This window comes from Globicatella sanguinis (assembly GCF_002847845.2).
GTDB classification, from domain to species: Bacteria; Bacillota; Bacilli; order Lactobacillales; family Aerococcaceae; genus Globicatella; species Globicatella sanguinis.
In genome coordinates this window covers 2105738-2126536 of the sequence record NZ_CP126962.1, presented here as the reverse complement: position 1 = coordinate 2126536, position 20799 = coordinate 2105738, and the positions used below count along the sequence as shown (strand labels likewise).

The following is a 20799-nucleotide window of genomic DNA, read 5'->3' as shown; positions in this document are numbered from 1 at the left end:
ATTCATATTTCACCTAATTATATATATTTTCAGAATTGAATATTTTTTTAATGGTTAACATAATTATTCTCAGATCATTATATAAACTGAGTTCTTGAACATATTGAACATCAAACTTAATTCTTTCATCCCAACTTACCGAATTTCTCACAGTAACTTGTGCTAACCCTGTGATTCCAGGCCTTACATCAAACCTAGTTTTTGCTATTTCAGGATACGACTTAATCCCGTTATATGGATGATAAGGTACTGGAGGTCTTGGGCCCACTAGGCTCATCTGGCCCATGAATACGTTTATCAACTGAGGTAATTCATCTAAACTAGTTTTTCTTAAAAAATTACCAACTTTAGTAATTCTAGAATCATTTTCACTTTTGATAGAAAGACCATCACCAATTTTTTCTGCTCCCATTACCATTGTACGGAATTTAATTATATTAAAAGGTTTTCCATCTTGACCCAATCTTTCTTGTAAAAAGAAAATTGTTCCTTTAGAGTCTAATTTTATTAATATTGAAATTAATATAAATAAAGGAAGTAAAATCAACAATGAAATTGTTGAAATAAAGATATCAAAAATTCTTTTTCCATGTTTCTCATATATACTTTTAACTCTCATTACATTCTCCATAAAGATCGTATTACTTTAATAGTCGCTTGAACTTGTTCTTCAGTCATTTTCGAATCACTTGGTAAACAAATTCCTTTATTGAATAGTTCTTCGGCCACGCCTTTACCTATGAAATCATATTTTTCAAAAAACGGTTGTAAGTGCATTGGTTTCCATACTGGTCTGGATTCAATATTTTCATTTTCTAAAGCATCGATAAGCATATTCGGAGTAACTTTTTCAGAATTAATAATAATTCCACTTAGCCAATAATTTGCGTGTTCTCCATCTTTTTCTTGAATAAATGTAATCTCATCAATATCTTTTAATCCTTCCTGATATGCATGGAAAATAGAACGTTTTTTTTCTACGCGTTCAGCTAACACTTTCAACTGTCCGCGACCAATCCCCGCTAAAACATTGCTTAAACGGTAATTATATCCAATTTCCTTATGTTCATAATGTCTGAAAGGTTCACGTGATTGTGTTGACCAAAAACGCGCTTTATCAATTTTAGCTTTATCTTGAGAAACTAACATTCCTCCACCGGAGGTTGTAATGATCTTATTACCATTGAATGAAAAAATACCTAAATCTCCAAAAGTTCCAGTCCATTTTCCATCCACAGTTGACCCTAAACTTTCGGCTGCATCTTCTATTAATGGTGTATTATATTTATCACAAATCGCTCTTATTTTCTTAATTTCAGCTGGAAGTCCATATAAATGAACGACTATAACGGCTTTTGGCTTATATTTGGTAAAAGCTTCTTCTAGGGCTTCTGGATCCATATTCCAGGTTCCAGGAGCTGAATCAATAAAGACTGGTGTAGCATTTTGATAGATAATTGGGTTGGCTGATGCCGAGAAGGTTAATGATTGACAGAATACAATATCATCTTGGCCAACGTTTAAAGTTTTTAAAGCTAAATGAATCGCAGCAGTACCAGAAGATAGAGCCAAAGCATGACCACCATTGGTCATTTCAATTAATTCTTCTTCAAAACCATTTACATTTGGTCCTAATGGAGCAATCCAATTAGTATCAAAAGCTTCTTTAATATATTCTTGTTCATAGCCCTCGTCACTCATATGGGGTGATGATAAAAAGATTCTTTCATTCATTATTAATTCTCTCCTTCATGTGAATTTGCAAAGTTGACAATTGTTTCTTTTAATTTTTGTGGATTATCTTTTTGTAATTCCTTAATAAATGCTTCTATCTCAGATAAAGGTCTTCTGGCCACATTGCCGACAAAGATTTTACCTTCGATTTGTCGATCACCTTTTTCACCATCAAGTAGAATCTCTTCAAATAATTTTTCTCCAGGTCTAATACCTGATTCAACAATTTCAATTTCATTCTCAGAGTAACCACTTAATAAAATTAATTTCTTAGCTAAATCGACAATTTTAACCGGCTCACCCATGTCTAAGACAAAGACCTCGCCACTTTGTGCAAACGCCCCAGCATGAATCACTAATTTACTCGCTTCTGGAATCGTCATAAAATAACGCGTCATCCTAAAGTCGGTGACGGTAACCGGTCCACCTTCTGCAATTTGTTTAGTGAACACGGGTATCACACTCCCACGACTGCCTAAGACATTACCAAAACGCACTGCACAGAAGATTGACTCACTTTGTTGGGCAATCCCAGTAATAATTAATTCAGCTACACGTTTTGAAGCACCCATTACATTCGGTGGGTTGACTGCTTTATCGGTTGAAATCATCACCATTTTCTTCACACCGGTCTCATGAACCGCAGTCGCTACATTGTAAGTCCCTAAAATATTATTTTTATAAGATTCAATTGGATTCATTTCCATTAATGGAACATGCTTATGTGCTGCCGCATGGTAGACGATATCCGGTTGTTCATCTCGCATAATTTGTAATAAACGTTCTTTATCTTGAATATCCGCAATCACCGGTACATATTGAATCATCTTTTGTTGTTTTAACATCTCATGGTAAATTAAGTAAATGGAGTTCTCGCCATGACCTAATAATAAAATTCTACGGGGATTAAATCTTGAAACTTGACGGACAATCTCTGACCCAATCGAACCACCAGCACCAGTCACCAAAATCGTTTTATTTTCTAATTCCTTACGTAATAAAGTCTCATCTAATTTCACTTCATCACGACCTAATAAGTCGGTAATCTCGACTTTAGGTAAATTTTGATTCGGACGAATCACCCCTTGAATAACATCCTCTACTTTCGGCATCTTATACACTTTTAAGCCTAGACGATTACATTCAGTTAAAATCTCTTCATAGGCTTTAGAACTCAAAGAAGGAATCGCAATGATCACTTCTTCTGCCCCTTGTGCTTTTAATTCAGGCAGTTTATCCAAATCTCCTAAGATCGTTACGCCTCCAATGACTTGTCCATGCTTCGATTTATTGCTATCTAACACCGCCATGACTTCCATATTAACGGGGTTCCGTCTGTAGGAATCCATAAAATAGGAACCACCATCACCTGCCCCCATGACAATGACTTTTCTTGTTTTAGGTTTTGAGATTGTTTCAGCCTTATTCTGACCTAAATATAATTGCTGCCATAATACTCTGATAGCTAAAGTAAGCACCCCAGCAATAATCATCGATAATAAAGTGAAACGTAATGAAAACCATTGATAACTAACAGCGATCACAATACTCGTTAATAATTGAGCCACACAAGTTAGGAAAAAGATGCTTAATAAATCATTAATATTTAAATAACGGTTAATTTGTCCCAATATTTTTGTTTGATTCCCAATAATGGCAAATAACAAAAAGCTCAAGATAGTATAAGCGATTAATAATAAATTACTAGGTTTAATAATGTCCCATAAAATAATCATTGAAACGATTGTCCCTAAAATAAAGGCCAATAAGTCTCCCAACATCCAAATGGCTAATCGTTGATTTCTTGATAGTCTCCCCACTAAAGTTATCAATAGATTATCATGGTTTCGCTTTTCTTCCACTTTCTCATCTCCCAATTAATATAGAATTATTGCTTATTCAGCTCATTTTGTATGGCGTATTTTATATCTTCTAATACTTCCGCATCTGGTACTTCATAATAAATATTCTCAATCATTTGTGGATAACCACTGATTTGATAGGTCGTAACATTACCGGCAGAATCATTAAACTCTTTATATAACCCCATCAATGTCATGAAATCAAAGTCCGTTTTAATGTTTTCGTTTAATGAATAGAAAATATTTTTTAAATTAAAAATATTTTTACTGTTGCTGATTTGCCGAATGACAGCGGTCACCAATTGTCTTTGTCTTGCTTGGCGGCCATAATCACCACCGGAGGTATAGCGTTCTCGAACATAAGCTAGGGCCATCTCCCCATCTAAGGTAATCGCTTGTCCTTCTACAAAGTGATAGCCACTAATACTAAAAGTGGTTGGTGGAATGACTTCAACGCCACCTACTTGATCAATTAATTCAGATAGGCCAGCCATATTGACTGCCATATAATGTTCAATTGGTATGTCTAAGAATTCTTCAACTGTTGCGCGTGACATCTCAATCCCACCAAAGGCATATGCATGATTAATTTTATCCATGTTGCCTTGACCCACTATTTCAACATAGGTATCACGGGGGATACTGGTTAAGGTGATGTGATTAGTATTTGGGTTTAGAGTCATCACCATTATCACATCACTACGTCCTACTTCAGTACGGCCTAAAGAGCCGGTGTCGATGCCTAATAATAGCACGGACATCGGCTCTGGCGTTACTGGTGTTTCAGTGGCATATACAGTTTGATTATTAAAAAAAATCATACTAATAAATACAACAAATAAATAAGCCAATCGTTTGTTCATCTAATCACTTCATTTCTGATCTTTTAAAATAAGCCAAAGCGCTTTTTCTTTTTCGGGCGCATCGTTACAATATCATCACCATTAAACACCGCTTCAGCATTCCTTTTGAAATATTCAGCTAATCGTGAATCATAATCAAGTTCGACTTGCTCATAAGCTTTCTGCATATTAAAGGGACGATATTCTAAATGATGAGCATCTGAAGAGATGATATGGATTAAATTATGTTCTATCATCTCTTGACTGATTTTGCGTAACTTTTCTCCATAAAAGCCAATATATGAATGACTGGTTACTTGTGATAAGCAGCCTGCTTCAATAAATTGATATAATAAGCGGATATCTTTAGCAAAAGCATGATTGCGTTCTGGATGCGCAATAACGGGCACCATATCTTGCTGGATCATCTCTTTAAGTAAATCTAATGCATAATCTGGAACCGTTTTGGTTGGCATTTCAATTAAGTAATATTTGCCTCGCGCATCCAATGATAAGTAATCGTCTTTATACAAAATATTATCTAATAAATCATGATGAATGCGAATTTCTTGGGAAGGATAAACTTTAAGATTAATCCCCGCTCGATCATAGATTTTTTGTAAGTCTTCAGTTGCTTTTATGACATCATATTTATGATTGACATATTGGTTATTATAATGATGAGGTGTCAAGATTAAATGCTCGACACCTTCACTCACTGCAACTTGTGCTAATTCTATTGAATTTTCAATATCTTTGGCGCCATCATCTACCCCTGGTAAAAGATGGCTATGAATATCTACTAACATCTTTAGGCCTCTTCTTCATAACCATAATAAGCATAATAACCGGAAGAATCTGATAATTCTTTACCATTTAAGACATATCCAAAGATACGTGCATTGACATTATCTAAGGCCGCTTTTGAATTACGTAATTCTTCCTTAGTGACATAACCTTCACGCACCACTAAGACGACCCCATCCACTTTCGTCGCCATAATTTGAGCATCGGTTACAGCACTAATTGGGGGGGTATCATAAATAATTAAATCAAAATAACCTTTTAATTCTTCCATAATACTGTTCATCCGTGCTGAAGTTAATAATTCAGCTGGATTCGGTGGAATCGGTCCAGCCGGCATAAAATAAAGATTTAAATCAGGACTGTATTGCACTACTTCATTAAACTTCATCTCCGGTTGTGAGATTAAGGTTGATAAACCTTTTTCATTGTTTAAAGCAAAAGTACGATGGATGGTTGGTTTGCGCATATCGGCATCAACGACTAATACTTTTTTCTCGGTTGCCCCCATCACATAGGCTAAGTTAGATGATATAGTCGACTTACCTTCGGCTGGAATGCTAGAAGTCACAATCATCGACTGCACGGGTTTATCAATATTGACAAATTCAATATTAGTACGAATCGTTCTAAATTGTTCCGCATGGATAGATTTAGGATTGTTATAAGCGATTAAAGGGGCACCTAAAGTTTGTTGTTTTTGTAAGTTTTTTTCTTTTTTTCTACGTTTATTTCCAAACATTATTCAATTACTCCTTTACTCTTCTCGTTCCACGTTGACTTAAACGGGCATTTTTAGCATCACGATCTGAAATAATATTAATCTCACCTAAATTAGTTAAACCTAATTGTTGTAAGAATTCGACATCTTTAACGGTGTTGTCAGTCATCTCGGCAATTAAGATATAAAGAATACTTAATGCTAGACCAATTAACGTTCCAATCGCTAGATAACGAATGGCACTTGGTGACACCGGTTTAGCATTAAATGAAGCTGGTTGTAAGACATAAATATTGGATATATCGGCTTCATAGATTGATCTTAACGTTTGGTCAAATAAAGTCGTAATATTGGCTAATACATTTTGTGCAGCAGTTGGGTCATCTAGCACTACTTTAACGGTAAACATTTGTGAATTGGTTTGTTGATTAACCGATACCGCATCTGACAATTCGCCAGTTGTATATGCTTCCCCAATATTTTCACTAACTTGCGTTAATAATTGTTGACTACGAATGACATCACGATACGTATTAATTAACTGAATATTTGATTGAATCTCATTATAGTTAATCGTTTGTTGTTCGGTACTTTTTTGATTGACCAATAATTGTGCTTCTGACTCATACTTTGGATCTACAAAAAAGTTCATAAATACTAAGGACAAAATTGCCCCAATTAATGTGAATGCTAAGATTTTAAATAAGTGTTTTTTCACAATATTAAATAAATCTTTTAGACTAATTTCTTCTTGCATAATGGCCTCCCAAAATCTCTTGCTTGAGATAGTTTTTATCCATTTTATTTTATCGTGTTTCACTAGGTTATGCAATAGAATCTAGCCTTTTCTTTTAGTTAAAGCGTTTTTCGTTATTTTTTCGTTAAATTTTCAGTCAAGTCCATAATATTGTGTAAAAATAACTAGCACATTTTTTTATTCCATTTTTTGCCTTAACGATCAACTAATTGCTGGCAGGGTTCTGTCAAGGGGGAAAGCAAGGCGACCCTTGACAGGTTCTTAGAAGCAATTAAAATGTTGAAGGGCAAAAAATGAATTACATTTGAATATATATTCTATCTGCTGTTAGCCACTCTTCGTCTTGATCGATTAACATTGCTCCGATTAAGCGATAAGCGGATTCAACATTAGGGAAAATCCGAATGACTCTTTCCCGTCTTCTAATCTCTTCATTTAACCGTTCCAGACAATTGGTACTTTTAAGTCTAGGATGAACAACCGATTCGTTAAGATAAGTAAAGGCGTCTTCAAATCCCTCATCAAGAATCGCTAAGCTGGCTTGATATTTCTTTTCTCCTTCATATTTTTTAAAAAGTTCGTTTTTAACGATGCGGGCAATCTTAATATCCTGAATACGAAACAGTGCCTTGATGTCTTCTTTAAATTCTCTGGTCTCTTTTTTCGGTATTTTAGCTAAGATATTTCTTAAGAAGTGAACCTGACATCTTTGCCAAGAAACATTCAGGAAGTTTTCCTTAATTGCTTTTACTAGACCCGTGTGTGCATCAGATATAACCATTTTAAGGCCATTTAGGCCTCTTTCTTTTAAGTAGTTAAAGAAGCGAGACCAAGAGTAATCACTTTCGCCATCACTGATGTCAAAACCGAGGAGTCTTCGTTTTCCTTCTTCACTAATTCCGATTGCGATATGACAAGCTTTGGATACAACCTTATGATTTTCTCTTACTTTTATATAAATAACATCCACCACTAGGTAAGCGTATTGGACAGAACTTAAATCGTGATGACGCCATTGTCGAACCTCTTCATCCAGTTGTTTCGTAAGGGAAGAGACAAATGATTTAGAATAGGTTTTCCCACATAAATTTTCAATGACTTTCGAAACTTTTCTTGTAGAGACACCTTGGATATACATTTCAAGCATGGTTAACAGAAGTGCCTTTTCATTTCTTTGGTAGCGTTCAAAGATTTCTGTTGAAAACTTGCCATCTCTTGTTCTTGGCACTATGAGGTTTAACGTTCCGAGTTTTGTTGTGTAGTCACGATTGTAATAGCCATTACGATAAGTCATTCTATTGGGATCGCGTTGATAGGCTTCGTTATCTAAGTATTCATCCCGTTCTTTCTCCATCAGTTGATTAAAAACCTTGGTTAGAATACTCTTAGCTATGTTGTCTTTGACTTCTACGTCAATTAAGTTTTGAATTTCTTCTAAATTCAGTGTAAAATGTACTTGGGTCATTTTAATTCCTCCTGGTTTGTTTATTTTTCCTAAAAACATTGTACCAGTTATGGAGGGATAAGTGACCCTTTCTTTTTACACAATTATATGGACTCTATCAAATTTTCTAGCGAAACTGTTAACTTTCTTCATAAATTAGATAACAAAAACAGCACATCAAGTTAAATGAGAATTAACTTGGCGTGCTGATTATTTTTTATTATTTATGGTTTTACCCAATGATTGGGTTTAATTTCAATCATTTCACTTTGTAAGTCAATCTTAGTTTCATCAAAGATAATGCGTTGACGCTCTCGTTCATAATCAGGGTCTGGTAATGGTATCGCTGATAATAAACTTTGCGTATAAGCGTGTTGTGGGTTGGCATAGAGTTCTTCCGCATCGGCTAATTCAACCAATTTACCGCGATACATCATGCCAATACGGTCACTGAAGTATTTAACCATTGATAAGTCATGGGCGATAAATAGATAGGTCAAGCCTCTTTCAGCTTGTAATTGCTCTAAGAGGTTAATAATTTGTGCTTGAATGGACACATCTAAGGCTGATATTGGCTCATCACAGACGATAAATTGTGGTTCGACGGCTAAAGCTCTCGCAATCCCTATCCGTTGACGTTGGCCCCCTGAGAATTCATGAGGATATCGTGTCGCATGATCAATATTAAGTCCAACGGTTTCTAATAATTGATTCACCCGATCATGACGCTCTTTCTCATTATGAGCTAAGCCATGGACATCAATCCCTTCAGCAATGATATCGCGTACTTTCATGCGCGGATTTAATGATGCATAAGGATCTTGGAAAATCATTTGAACTTCTTTATTGAATAAGCGTCTTTGCTTTAATGAGCGACGCTCTTGATTACTTTGGCCATTAAAAAATATCTCACCATCGGTCGGTTGATATAAATTGACGATCGCACGACCAATGGTTGATTTCCCTGAACCGGATTCGCCGACTAACCCAAAGGTTTCGCCTTTATAGATATCAAAGCTAACATCATCGACTGCTTTGACTTCATTAGGAGTGCCCGCATCATAATATTGTTTTAAATATTTCACTTGGACAAGTGGTTCTTTTTTCATGACTGTCTGCCTCCTTGTTGACATTCGCAACGATAATGTTCATAACGATCTAAAATATTTTGTGGCGGTGTGACCTCAGGTGCCTGAGGATGTAATAACCAAGTGGCCGCGTAATGGGTATCACACACTTGAAACATTGGTGGCTCCTTTTCAAAGTCAATCGCTAATGCATACTCATTTCTTAAAGCAAAAGCATCACCTTTTGGTGGATTTAATAAATCCGGTGGCGTGCCAGGAATCGCATAGAGCTCACCTTTTTGGTCTGGTGTCGGCATGGCACTTAATAAGCCCCACGTGTAGGGATGTTGTGGGTGATAATAAATATCGTCCACGCCTCCGATTTCAACGATTTTACCAGCATACATCACGGCTACACGGTCTGCCACATTCGCAACTACCCCTAAGTCATGGGTAATAAAAATAATGGACATGTCTTTTTGACGTTGAATTTCTTCTAATAACTCAATAATTTGAGCTTGAATCGTCACGTCTAGTGCTGTCGTTGGTTCATCCGCAATTAAAATCTCGGGGTCCCCCGCTAAAGCAATCGCAATCACAATCCGTTGACGTTGCCCTCCTGAAAATTGATGAGGGTATTGTTTTAATCTGGCTTCAGGGTCACGAATACCACATAAAGTTAATAATTCAATCGTTTCTTCGATGGCTTCACTTTTAGACATGCCTCTTTGTTTGGTTAAGATTTCCATAATCTGTTGGCCAATAGTTAAGGTCGGATTTAATGAGGTCATCGGGTCTTGGAAGATCATCGCAATTTGCGTTCCGCGAATGTCTCGCATTTGACGTTCTTTATATTGTAATAGATTTTCACCATTAAATATGACTTCTCCTGATTTGATGATGGCATTTTTACTTAATAGCCCCATAATGGAACGGGTGGTGACCGTCTTACCAGAACCTGATTCACCCACAATCGCTAATGTTTCCCCTTTATGCAAATCAAAGCTCACACCACGAATAGCCTGTACTTCACCAGCAAAGGTTTTAAAACTAATTTGTAAATTCTTAACACTCAATATCGGTTCATTCATGTTCGTCACCTACTCTTTCATTTTAGGGTCAAAGGCATCTCGTAGCCCATCCGCTAATAAATTAAAGGATAACATCAAGACCGAAATGATTGCAGCTGGATACCACATTAAATGCGGTAAGAAACGGAAGGTCTTATAGCCATCACTAATTAAGGTTCCTAAGGAGGCATCGGGTGCGGGAATACCGATTCCGATAAAGCTTAAAAAGGCTTCAAAGAAAATCGCACTTGGTAAAGCAAACATCACTTGCACGATAATAATCCCGATCATATTTGGTAGAATATGTTTCAACATAATTTTAATCGGATGTTGGCCTAATACTTGTGCCGCTAAAACATACTCCGTTTGTTTCAAACGTAAGGTTTGGGCACGGACAACCCGTGACATAGTAATCCACGACGTTAAGGCAATCGTAATAATAATTGAAATTAAGCCTGGTTTTAAGACTAATAACATTAAGACGACAATGACTAAATTCGGTACCCCTGATAACACTTCTAATAAACGTTGCATAAAGGTATCGACTTTGCCACCTAACCAGCCAGAAGCTAAGCCGTAAATAATCCCGAATACTAAGTTAATTAAAGCCGCAACAAAAGCCACTAATAGTGAGATCCGTGTCCCATATAAAATACGTGACAATAAGTCACGGCCTAAAGAATCTGTTCCTAAATAATAATAGGTGCCGGCAGGGATATTGGCTTTCTCATAAGTATCGATGAGTTTCTTACCACGACTCATCGCTTTACCATCAAACCACGTCGTCCACTCTAATCCCGGAATTTTAGGTGCTAAGTTGGCATGGGCTGGATTTTGAGCATACGGTGAAGCCGGTGCAATCAATGGCGCCAGGATGGCGATGAGCACAATGAATAATACAACAAATAAGGCAACCATCGCCCCTTTATTTTTCTTCAAGCGTCGCCACGAATCTTGTAAGAAGTTCAACGATGGCGCATGGATTTTTTCACTCTCTTGTCGTGTTTGGCGGTGGTCAGGTGTTAATAATTGTTCATCTATCGATAGCTTCGCTAATAATTCTTCATTGTATTTTGAATCTAATAAAGCCTTCGCCATTATTTACCCCCTCCCATTCTTAATCTTGGATCAATGATTCCATATAAAATATCAACGATTAAAATCATGACAATTAAAATAGTCGAATACATAATCGTAATCCCCATAATCGTTGGATAATCATTGACTAAAATAGATTTCGTAAACTGTTCACCGATACCAGGGATTGAAAAGATTTGTTCAATAACTAATGAACCGGTCATTAAACCAGCCGTCACTGGTCCTAAAATCGTTAATAACGGAATTAACGCATTACGCAAAGCGTGTTTTAAGATAATATAAAATTTAGAAAAACCTTTCGCTTTAGCTAGTTCAATATAATCACTATTTAACACTTCAATCATTTCTGTACGGATAAACCTTGCTGCTTCCGCCATTGGCGAAATCGATAAGGCTAACGTTGGTAAAATGGTTGATTTAAACCCTTCACGCCAAAACGCTATCGGTAACACTTCTAACACAACCGCGAAAACAAACTGTAAAATAACAGCGAAAACAAAGTTTGGCACACTCCGTCCGGCAATAGCGAAAATAGACGTAAAGGTATCAATCCAAGTATTTTGTTTAACCGCTGCGATAACACCTAGAAACGTTCCTACAACCGTCCCCAAAACCATCGCTTGTAAGCCTAATTGAATCGAAGGACCAGCCCGATCCGCGATAATCTGGGTCACAGGTAAATTATTAAATTGGAAAGAATAACCAAAGTCTCCCTTTAATATATTACCCAAATATGCCAAATACTGATCAAAAATTGGTTTATTCAACCCATATTTTTCATTCAATAATTCTAATTGTTTTGCAGTCAATAAATCTTGATTAGCAAATGGCGTCCCTGGTAAGAATTGTAATAAGAGAAAAGTTGTTGTGATAATAATAAATAAGGTCAATAACATATAAAAAATACGTCTTAACAAATATTTCCCATACGAATTCATTTAGCCACCTCTTTCTTTTAATAAAATTAAACTATTGTTAGTATACATGAAATTCTATACCTTGTTAAATGATTAGTTTCTCAGTTTCAAAACACATAAGCTAAGGAGTGAGCTAGAAGACGACCATCACATGATGAGAGCTTCCTAGGCCCACCCCTTAAGAGTTGCGTTAGTATAATGGGAGTGAATCAAAAGTAGAAAATGAATGATTCTCGCTTCGTCTGTTCAATCTCCGTGAGACGTGGTTTGATGTCACTCAACTACTGCGATTTTAATTAATGACCAATAACCCGATGGAATTTATCGAGCTTATGCCTAAACTGTTTAAGACGTGGTTTGATGCCACTCAACCTCTCGGATATACTTGTCGATGTTTGGGTAACTTTTAATGGTGAAACCCCATATTCCTTAGTATCAATTAGAGATGAAACTTAATGACTTTACACTACTTTGAAGATACTATAATTGATCCGATAATTATATCTTACGGCCACTCCAATACAAGACTATTAAATAAGGAAAGGAATTAAACTAAATTGATTCAATTGATTTTATTGATACGTTAACGTTGTAAAATCAACGCCAGAACCATCAGGATTAACTTCAATATTATCAATTTTATCAGAAATCAATAAAGAGGTATTATTTTGAATTAATGGCACTAGAATTTGGCGATCTAATAAATAGTTTTCGGCTTTATGTAATAATTCATAGCGTTTCTCAGGATTCGCAATACTTTCTGGCGAATTCGCTTGGGCTACTAAGGCATCAAACTCTGAATCAAAGAATTGGGCATGATTATGTTCAGCATTGGTTAAGAAGTTAACTAAATATTCATCCGCATCACCTAAGGAAGCACTCCATCCACCAATCGCAATATCAAAATCAAATGACATCATTTCTTCAAAACGGTTTTTCGCTGGTAATGGTCTTAAGACTAATCTGAAGCCGTCTAAATTAGATTCCACTTGTCCTTGAATAAACTCACCAATTTGCTTCGTTACTTCACTATCCGTTACTAATAATTCAAGTTCAACGGTATCCGTTCCTAATTCTTCTTTCGCTTTTTGCCAATATTCTTTCGCTAAGTCAATATCGTAAGTACTGTAGTCTTTTTGTTCTTTAACATAGTCTTCTCCAGTCACTGTATTAAAGACAACATTTTGTGGGACTAAGCCTTTAACTGGCTCGGCTCCGCCACTTAATATATTTTGAGTTAAGGTTTGTCGGTCGATGACTAATGAGAATGCCTTACGTAAATTTTCATTTTGTAATGCTTCATTCGAACTGATACCCCATTCAATGTAAGAATGTGAAACTCCTGGAAAACTCACTAAACTTTCGTGACCTTGGAACTCAGCTAATAAATTACCAGAGATGGCCGCCACATCAATTTCTCCAGCTTCCCATAATTCAACTGCTGTATTTGGATCTTTTACCACATCGATGTGCACTTGGCTTGTTTGGATATCTGAAGCACCATAGTATTCAGGGTTTTTAGTATAAGTCCATTCTAATGTGGTGGCGCTCCACCCTTCAATCGTAAATGGCCCATTTCCTAAAAAGTGCTCACTATCAGTTCCATAAGCTTCACCAGCTGCTTCAACAGTAGCTTGATGTTGTGGATAATAATTGACATGGGTAATATAATTTAAAAAGTTAGCTTTAGGTTCTTCTAAAGTGACTTTTAATTCATAATCATTCACCACTTCAACGCCTAAAGTATCAGGTTCAGCTTCACCACTGGCGATGGCTTCGGCTCCTTTAATGACAAAGAATAAATAGGCATTCGCTGAACCGGTATCAGGACTAATTGCTCGTTGCCAAGCATATAAATAATCATTTGCTGTGACAGGTTCTCCGTTCGACCATTTAGCATCTTCTCTTAATTTAAACGTATACGTTAATCCATCTTCACTTACAGTTGGTAATTCAGCGCCTGCCGGTTGAATACTACCATCAGTAGCAATTTGTAATAAGCCCTCTCCTACTTGACGTAACGCTGTAAAAGCAACGGTATCATAAGATTTAGCCGAATCTAAAGTCGTAATCTCCGAAGATTGGGTCCAATTCAATTGTTGTTCTTCAGCTGCTTGCACCGTTAAAAGCTCGCTATGATTGAAATTAACTTGACTGACTAATCCAACTTGACTTTGTAATAATACTAACCCTGCGACACTAATTTTTAACCATTTATTTGACATATTATCTCTCCAATTCATTTAATTTGTTATTGATTTGGAGATCATTGCAATAAAAAAAGCTTCATCCCCGCATCAACGCAAAGGATGAAGTTAATAGACTCCATGGTACCACCTTTTTTTACAATTTTATTACTAAAATTGCCTCTATGAGTACGGCTTTATCTAGAATTTAAGCTTATACTCGCTCTCTATAACGGGAGACCCCGGGTTACCCTTACCAATTGGCTCGAATAACAACATGACTCCAAGACCATTTTCAAAACCTCACTTTACTTGTTCACACCAACCACAAGCTCTCTTTAAAAGACTTAGCCTTTACTTATCTCTTCACCGTCAACCTTATTTAACTGTGTTTCTATCTTAAACGATGATTATCCCTTCTGTCAAGACCAAGTGATAAAAAATTTTATTTAAGGAAAGTTTTATTCGTCATTATTGTGTGATAGTTGGTCTTTAATGGCCGTTAAATCGGTACTATCTAGCACTTGATAGGTTTCATTATCAATTGTATCTAATTCAAGTGGCAGTGGGATAAAGTCAACATTACCAAATAGATTCGGGGCCATTTCAGCTAGTTTAGTCCATTCATTTAAAGCGAAATTATGGTCTATCATAAATTTATTGGCCTTTGATAATAAAGAAAGCTGAAACATTAAATCACTCGCCGCAACTTTAGCAATCAAACCGTCGATGACTTCTTTTAAACGGTTAAATTGGGCAGTAGTATCCGAGTCTTCCAAGTTTTCTTGTAAATAAGCTTTCACTTCTGGTCCCGACAGTGTTTGTTCATTAATTGTTAAACCATCGATGTCATCAACAAACTGAGCAAACTTATCTAAATCAATGCCAATATAGCGATCTATCGGGAGCTGAATCACTTGCTGCACAGCTTGATTAGTCTCACTCACTTTAGCTTCTGAATCGCCATTAGCTAGACGCAATTTATGAGCTTGTTCTTTACTTTGTCGCTCTAAATATAATTGTGTGGGTAGCGCAACGACTACCGATTTTTTGCTGATGGGATTATACGAAAAAACTAGCACTAAGTCGTTTAATAATTTTACAGATTCGCCATCAGGGGCCTTAGATTGGCCATAGAGCGCGAAGATCATGCTATCTTTACCAAAAACCTTTTCGCTATCTGGCTCTAGTGTGGTCGCTAAAGAATGTGGCTCACTTTCTAAAGGATGATTGGTAAGTTGTCTGATTCCGAAAGTTACTGCGAATAAGGCAATAATAACCATTAATATTTTGAATATCGTTTGCTTATTCATGGTACACACCTCCAAGTTTGATTTATCTTACTAGCATTATAACGAGCTGATGTGCAAATTGGAAATGATAACCTTTGGATAAAAATAGGGAGTGGGCAAGAAGATGAAAATCAATTGATTCTCACTTCGTCTGCCCACCCCTACTTAGTTAGGTAGTTCTCAAACCCATCATCAAGACCCTGTTCTAAACCTCTTAACCACGACGCTGTAAAATAAACAAATAAAACTTTTACTTAGTCTAGAATCACACTAATTAAGACGTTACGAGTTCAGAACATCAATCGTTGTCAAATTCGACTTGAATTGAACTAAAAAATCTAACTTTTCTAAGCTTCAATTATTTTACTATTGATTGTAAATTAGCAAAAAACTCACGTTACAAACAATTCATATTTCCATCTGTCTCTGATTTATAACTCATTTATACTACTTCTTTAGATAATTCATTTGACATTAAAAACTCTTTGTATATTTTCTTCCAAAAAATTTCGCTTTTAAAAAGCTAGACCCTTTTTTGAACCAATTAATTTTATCTTCATAATGATAAGGAATTTCTCTTACTTGAATATTATTTTGCTTTAACCAAACGTTAAATAATAATTCACTTACTCTACCCGGATAACGTTGTTCAAAAGCTGTCATCTCATTAAATCCAATACGTTCAAATAATTCAAATAAAATAGGAAATAACCATTGACAATACTGATTTGATAAAGATTTAGACATAATAAACATATTATACATATATCCTCCTCTTTGACGCATGACAGAATCAAAGGCCGATAAATATTCTGGGGTTAAATCATTTATAATAGTTCTTGCTACTTCCAAATGAGTCCCGTCTAAAGTATGTTCATAGTGACTTTTTAATGTTTCAATATAATAATTTCTTTTTTTAGGAACTAATGCGATTGTTTCTTCTAACATTGGTTTTAAAGATTGAGCATCCAATACTCTTTCATCAATTGTTGCTTTTTTTGAATAATAAGGTTTAGTAAAATATCGACGATAATGAACTAAGCCTAAATAATCTGTATCTAAGTTTTTCCATGCCCAGTATAATGCTGTTAACTCACTAAAATAAGGATTTAATTCAGATATATTCTCACCTTCATCGTCCCGTTGATAACCAAGACTCTCTTTACCTTTACTTCCTACTTGCACAGGTAAGTAGATTGATTCTGAAGGCATTTCCCAATCCCTATGCGTTGCTATTAAAATTTTAAGATTCTTCACATTTTACCACCTTTGCATTAATTAAATATTTCAAATTCACTTCTTCAATATGACATCAACAAGTATTATTTCCAATTCAGAATAATTATTAAACATATCGTCTGATTGCTATTCATTATAATTGCATTTTTTTCATTAATAACAATAAATTATGACCTAAAGCTACTCACCGTAATCTTTTTATAACTTCTAATCAACGTCATCTATTTAATCATCAATTGATAGTTTTAAATTAAATATAGATATTTTAGATTTAAATTTAAAATATACAGACACAATCATCGTGCTAATGATTAAATTAACTGTACTTAAAAATAAAACATTTAAAACAAAAGGAACACTATCTAAAAGATAATTACGGATGATTACTTGTAAAATTGAATGAATCCAAAAAACACCAAAACTTGCTTTTGAAAAAACCTCAAATACATCACGTCCAAAATCTGTTTTTATACGCTCTAAACTAGCGAATAGAGGAACTGTGATTAACAATAGAAGTCCGTCATTATACCAGATTCGATAATTATTTCCTATCTCATAACTTTTAATTTGTATCCAAATTAATATCATGAAACTAATTAAAAATACAGAATTCAAAATTAAACGAGGGACTTCTTTTACAAAATTTCTCTTAATTAAAGCACCTAATAAAATATATATCCCATAATAACCTATAAAATCAAAATTTGCTTGAGAATTGAATGTAGGTAATCCATTGTACATCATTATTTGATTTACATCTAAAATTAAACAATAATAAACGAAAATTGGTAGAATTAATAGAAATAGAATTTTATTTGAATAATTTTTTATCCCTATGGCAATGATTGGGATAAACAAATAGACTCCCAAAATAACTGGAATATACCAAGTTTGAATACCTGGCAGTTGGTGTAAAAAGAATAACTGTTTGATATTGACCAACAAATCGACGGGGGCACCTCGATAGTAATCAAACATTATTAGCAATAAGATTCCTAATTGTGATTTGATTAATAATGGAAATAAGTATTTCTGATAAAAATTATTTTTCCCATTTACTCGATAAAAATTATTCTCCCTATTTAACATTAGATATCCTGTCAATAATAAGAATAACGGGACCCCCATTCTACCGACTGTATAAAATAAAAGAAAAATTTTGTGGTTATTTATTTCTTGCGAGTAACCAATACTGTCATATAAAGCCTCAGTACTATGCATAATTAATACCATATAAATTGCTATAGTCCGTATTATATTTAATGAATTAACTTTCCGCATTATATTTCTCCTATGTTTAGAAAATAAAAGGAAGATAAATGTTTGGACATTCACCTTCCCTTTCATTCGAATTCTAATGACAACCTATTTTACTTTAATTATCAATAGTACAAGTATTTTTAACAATAATTACGGTAAAATGCTTTGTTTACGATAAACAATTGCTTTCTTACCATAAGTATTAAACTGCCATTGTAATTTAGAATAGCTAAAATGATTATTACGAGGATTTCCCCAATGTTCCTGATGGTAGAATCCTGTACTATCATATCCCGTTAATAAAATTGAATGATAATCGCGACTTGCTAAGAAACTTGTTCCGTTAGATCCTTGTAATCGAATATTTGGCGATGCCCAAGCATAATAGATTTGAACAGTATTACCATTTGCTAATTCCCGTTTAATATCATTAAAAGAGGCTCCTGTCATATCTGCCGCATTTGGAACAAACTTCTTGACTACTGGAACTAAAGCCTCAGGCCACATAGCTGAATATGCACCACCTAAATTCCAATTGTTAACAACAGACGGGTGACTTAGCATACCGGTACGTGGATCATCTGTTCGCTTAATATGCTTGATTAGAGTAAACGGTGACTGATTTCCTCCAGCTGAATTAATTCCACTTGCAGCTGTTCTTAACCAACAACCAGATTCCCAGCCATCTTGATAGAGCATGTACATTGTCCACTGACCACGATCTAATACTACTCGAGATGGCAACTTTGCACCATATTTATCTTTACGGGTAACAACGCCACTTGAATCTGAAAGATACCATAATTTCGTTTTTGGACTATATGACCACTTTCCTGTAGCCATCGTCCCATTCCATTGTTTCGGTTCAAAATAATATGATTTATTGTTTATTTTGGCAATTATATCAAATTGCTGAACATTATCTACGTAGTGCCCCCATGGCGTTACTTCATATGTTAAAACACCATTAGGTGCTGACTTAAACCAAGCGTTCATTGATTCACTGCGAGATGTTTTATTACGAGACATTTTTCCATCTAATTCAAAATAATAACTAGCAATTCCATCAATTGAAATATGCTTATCCTTTTGAATAACACCATCAACTGTGTAAGCATTTGGAGTAACTTTCTTGTTGATAATGGCCATAATATTAGCATGATACCAAGATTTTTTGCTTGGACTATAGGCCCATTTATTAACAGCCATAGCGCCATTCCATCCTTGAGGTTCAAAGTAATATTCTAAGTCATTTACTTTAGCTAATACATCAAATTGTTGTACACCATTCACATAATGACCCCATGGCGTTATCTCATAAGTCAACACTCCATTAGGAGCTGATTTAAACCATGAATTCATAGATTCGCTACGCGATGTTTTATTACGGGACATTTTTCCATTTGATTCAAAATAATAACTTGCTATCCCGCCAATTGAAATATGCTTATCTTTTTGAACTACTCCATTTTTGGTATAGCCTTGTGGTGTCACAGATTGTTCCACTTCACCCTTGATATTAGAATGGTACCATGATTCTTTGCTTGGACTATAGGACCATTTATTAACAGCCATAGTGCCGCTCCATTTTTGGGGTTCAAAATAGTATTCTAAGTTATTTACTTTAGCTAATACATCAAATTGTTGTACACCATTCACATAATGACCCCATGGTGTTACTTCGTAATTCAATACACCATTGGTTCCAGATTTAAACCAAGCCATCATAGATTCACTATATGCTAAACTATCTCTTAACAATTGCCCTTTTAAATCATAATAGTAACTAGTCCCATAAATTGAAAGATGTTTATCTTTTTGAGGCACACCATTAATTTGATAGCCATTTTGAGTAGCTGATTGTTCAACAATTCCTTTAGCATTAGAAAAATACCAATCTCCTGTCTTGGTATCCTGTGTCCATGCATTTGTAACCACAACACCATCTTTATAATATTTCTTTTCTGAGGAAACATAACCGTTTTTAACTGTTTTTTCAGGATTCATTATAAGAGGGGTTGGGATTTTTACCTCTTCTTTCACTGAAGATTCAGATTGTTCAGTTTCTTCAGAAGTCATTTCGACTGTTGTTTCAATAAGTTTTTCCGTTGGTGATTCAATTAGAGTCTCGGTTGTTTCATCCATTTCCTTGGAATCTGGTGAAAAATCTACAGTCGTTTCTTCTTCAGCAAAAGTTTCTTCTGAGACTGATACTTCTTCCTCAGGTGATTCAACTGCTTCTTCGACCGTTTCAACCGGATTCGGTAAGGCTTGTTGAGTCGTTTCAACGTGTTCCAATAGACTTACATCTGAATTAACACTTTCAGATAAAACGGGATTCTCCTCTGCAGAAACTGCTGAAATACTTGATAATAGCATGACAGATGAGAATGCAACGCTCACTAATGTGATCAAACAACGGTTGACCATTCCATTCTTGACATTTTCTATTTTCATTTTATCTCTCCAATAAATTTAAAATTATTACCCATATTATATAAATCAT

The 20799-nt window shown here is 35.2% G+C and carries 17 protein-coding genes and 1 other annotated feature; all 17 genes read right to left on the bottom strand.

What is annotated here, in order from left to right:
* Window positions 1-13: 13 nt before the first annotated feature.
* The 17 genes from CYJ72_RS09440 to CYJ72_RS09360 all read right to left on the bottom strand — a co-directional run bounded on the left by CYJ72_RS09440 (window position 14) and on the right by CYJ72_RS09360 (window position 20750).
* Entirely contained in the window at window positions 14-619 is a 606-nt protein-coding gene (locus CYJ72_RS09440) for a sugar transferase (protein WP_284629570.1), read from the bottom strand.
* Window positions 619-1737 carry a DegT/DnrJ/EryC1/StrS family aminotransferase gene (locus CYJ72_RS09435; protein ID WP_284630900.1) on the bottom strand — a complete coding sequence of 373 codons (1119 nt, stop codon included), beginning with the start codon at window positions 1735-1737 and terminating at the stop codon, window positions 619-621. Before CYJ72_RS09435 ends, CYJ72_RS09440 begins: the two co-directional genes overlap by 1 nt.
* Window positions 1737-3515: a polysaccharide biosynthesis protein gene (locus CYJ72_RS09430; protein ID WP_284630899.1), complete on the bottom strand. Its 1779-nt coding sequence runs from the start codon at window positions 3513-3515 to the stop codon at window positions 1737-1739. The genes CYJ72_RS09435 and CYJ72_RS09430 overlap by 1 nt, the downstream gene beginning before the upstream one ends.
* Before the next feature lie 107 nt (window positions 3516-3622).
* Window positions 3623-4459 (bottom strand): LCP family protein, encoded by an 837-nt coding sequence (locus CYJ72_RS09425; protein WP_284629568.1) that lies wholly within the window; start codon window positions 4457-4459, stop codon window positions 3623-3625.
* 23 nt (window positions 4460-4482) lie between these two features.
* Complete coding sequence (locus tag CYJ72_RS09420) at window positions 4483-5247, bottom strand: tyrosine-protein phosphatase (protein ID WP_284629566.1); 765 nt, start codon at window positions 5245-5247, stop codon at window positions 4483-4485.
* Window positions 5248-5249: 2 nt separating this feature from the next.
* The gene (locus CYJ72_RS09415) at window positions 5250-5984 is read right to left on the bottom strand and encodes a CpsD/CapB family tyrosine-protein kinase (protein WP_284629564.1); all 735 of its coding nucleotides are present in this window, start codon (window positions 5982-5984) and stop codon (window positions 5250-5252) included.
* A gap of 7 nt (window positions 5985-5991) precedes the next feature.
* Entirely contained in the window at window positions 5992-6720 is a 729-nt protein-coding gene (locus tag CYJ72_RS09410; protein WP_284629562.1) for a YveK family protein, read from the bottom strand.
* Window positions 6721-7018: 298 nt separating this feature from the next.
* Entirely contained in the window at window positions 7019-8185 is a 1167-nt protein-coding gene (locus tag CYJ72_RS09405; RefSeq protein ID WP_284629560.1) for an IS256 family transposase, read from the bottom strand.
* Window positions 8186-8388: 203 nt separating this feature from the next.
* Window positions 8389-9273, bottom strand: a complete 885-nt coding sequence (locus tag CYJ72_RS09400) for an ABC transporter ATP-binding protein (RefSeq protein ID WP_284629558.1) — start codon at window positions 9271-9273, stop codon at window positions 8389-8391.
* Window positions 9270-10322 (bottom strand): ABC transporter ATP-binding protein, encoded by a 1053-nt coding sequence (locus tag CYJ72_RS09395; RefSeq protein ID WP_284629557.1) that lies wholly within the window; start codon window positions 10320-10322, stop codon window positions 9270-9272. The genes CYJ72_RS09400 and CYJ72_RS09395 overlap by 4 nt, the downstream gene beginning before the upstream one ends.
* 9 nt (window positions 10323-10331) lie before the next feature.
* On the bottom strand, window positions 10332-11399 hold the full coding sequence (locus CYJ72_RS09390; protein ID WP_284629555.1) for an ABC transporter permease: 1068 nt from the start codon (window positions 11397-11399) through the stop codon (window positions 10332-10334).
* Window positions 11399-12337, bottom strand: a complete 939-nt coding sequence (gene opp3b, locus CYJ72_RS09385) for an oligopeptide ABC transporter permease (RefSeq protein WP_066126299.1) — start codon at window positions 12335-12337, stop codon at window positions 11399-11401. Before opp3b ends, CYJ72_RS09390 begins: the two co-directional genes overlap by 1 nt.
* Window positions 12338-12888: 551 nt before the next feature.
* On the bottom strand, window positions 12889-14541 hold the full coding sequence (locus CYJ72_RS09380; protein WP_066126302.1) for a peptide ABC transporter substrate-binding protein: 1653 nt from the start codon (window positions 14539-14541) through the stop codon (window positions 12889-12891).
* A 77-nt stretch (window positions 14542-14618) separates the two neighbouring features.
* Window positions 14619-14881: a binding site (T-box leader), on the bottom strand.
* Window positions 14882-14963: 82 nt separating this feature from the next.
* Window positions 14964-15815: an LCP family glycopolymer transferase gene (locus tag CYJ72_RS09375; protein WP_284629551.1), complete on the bottom strand. Its 852-nt coding sequence runs from the start codon at window positions 15813-15815 to the stop codon at window positions 14964-14966.
* A gap of 453 nt (window positions 15816-16268) precedes the next feature.
* Window positions 16269-17051, bottom strand: a complete 783-nt coding sequence (locus tag CYJ72_RS09370; protein WP_284629550.1) for a DUF4422 domain-containing protein — start codon at window positions 17049-17051, stop codon at window positions 16269-16271.
* Between the two features lie 207 nt (window positions 17052-17258).
* Window positions 17259-18314 (bottom strand): acyltransferase, encoded by a 1056-nt coding sequence (locus tag CYJ72_RS09365; RefSeq protein ID WP_284629548.1) that lies wholly within the window; start codon window positions 18312-18314, stop codon window positions 17259-17261.
* A gap of 129 nt (window positions 18315-18443) precedes the next feature.
* Window positions 18444-20750: a C39 family peptidase gene (locus CYJ72_RS09360; RefSeq protein WP_284629546.1), complete on the bottom strand. Its 2307-nt coding sequence runs from the start codon at window positions 20748-20750 to the stop codon at window positions 18444-18446.
* Window positions 20751-20799 lie beyond the last annotated feature (49 nt).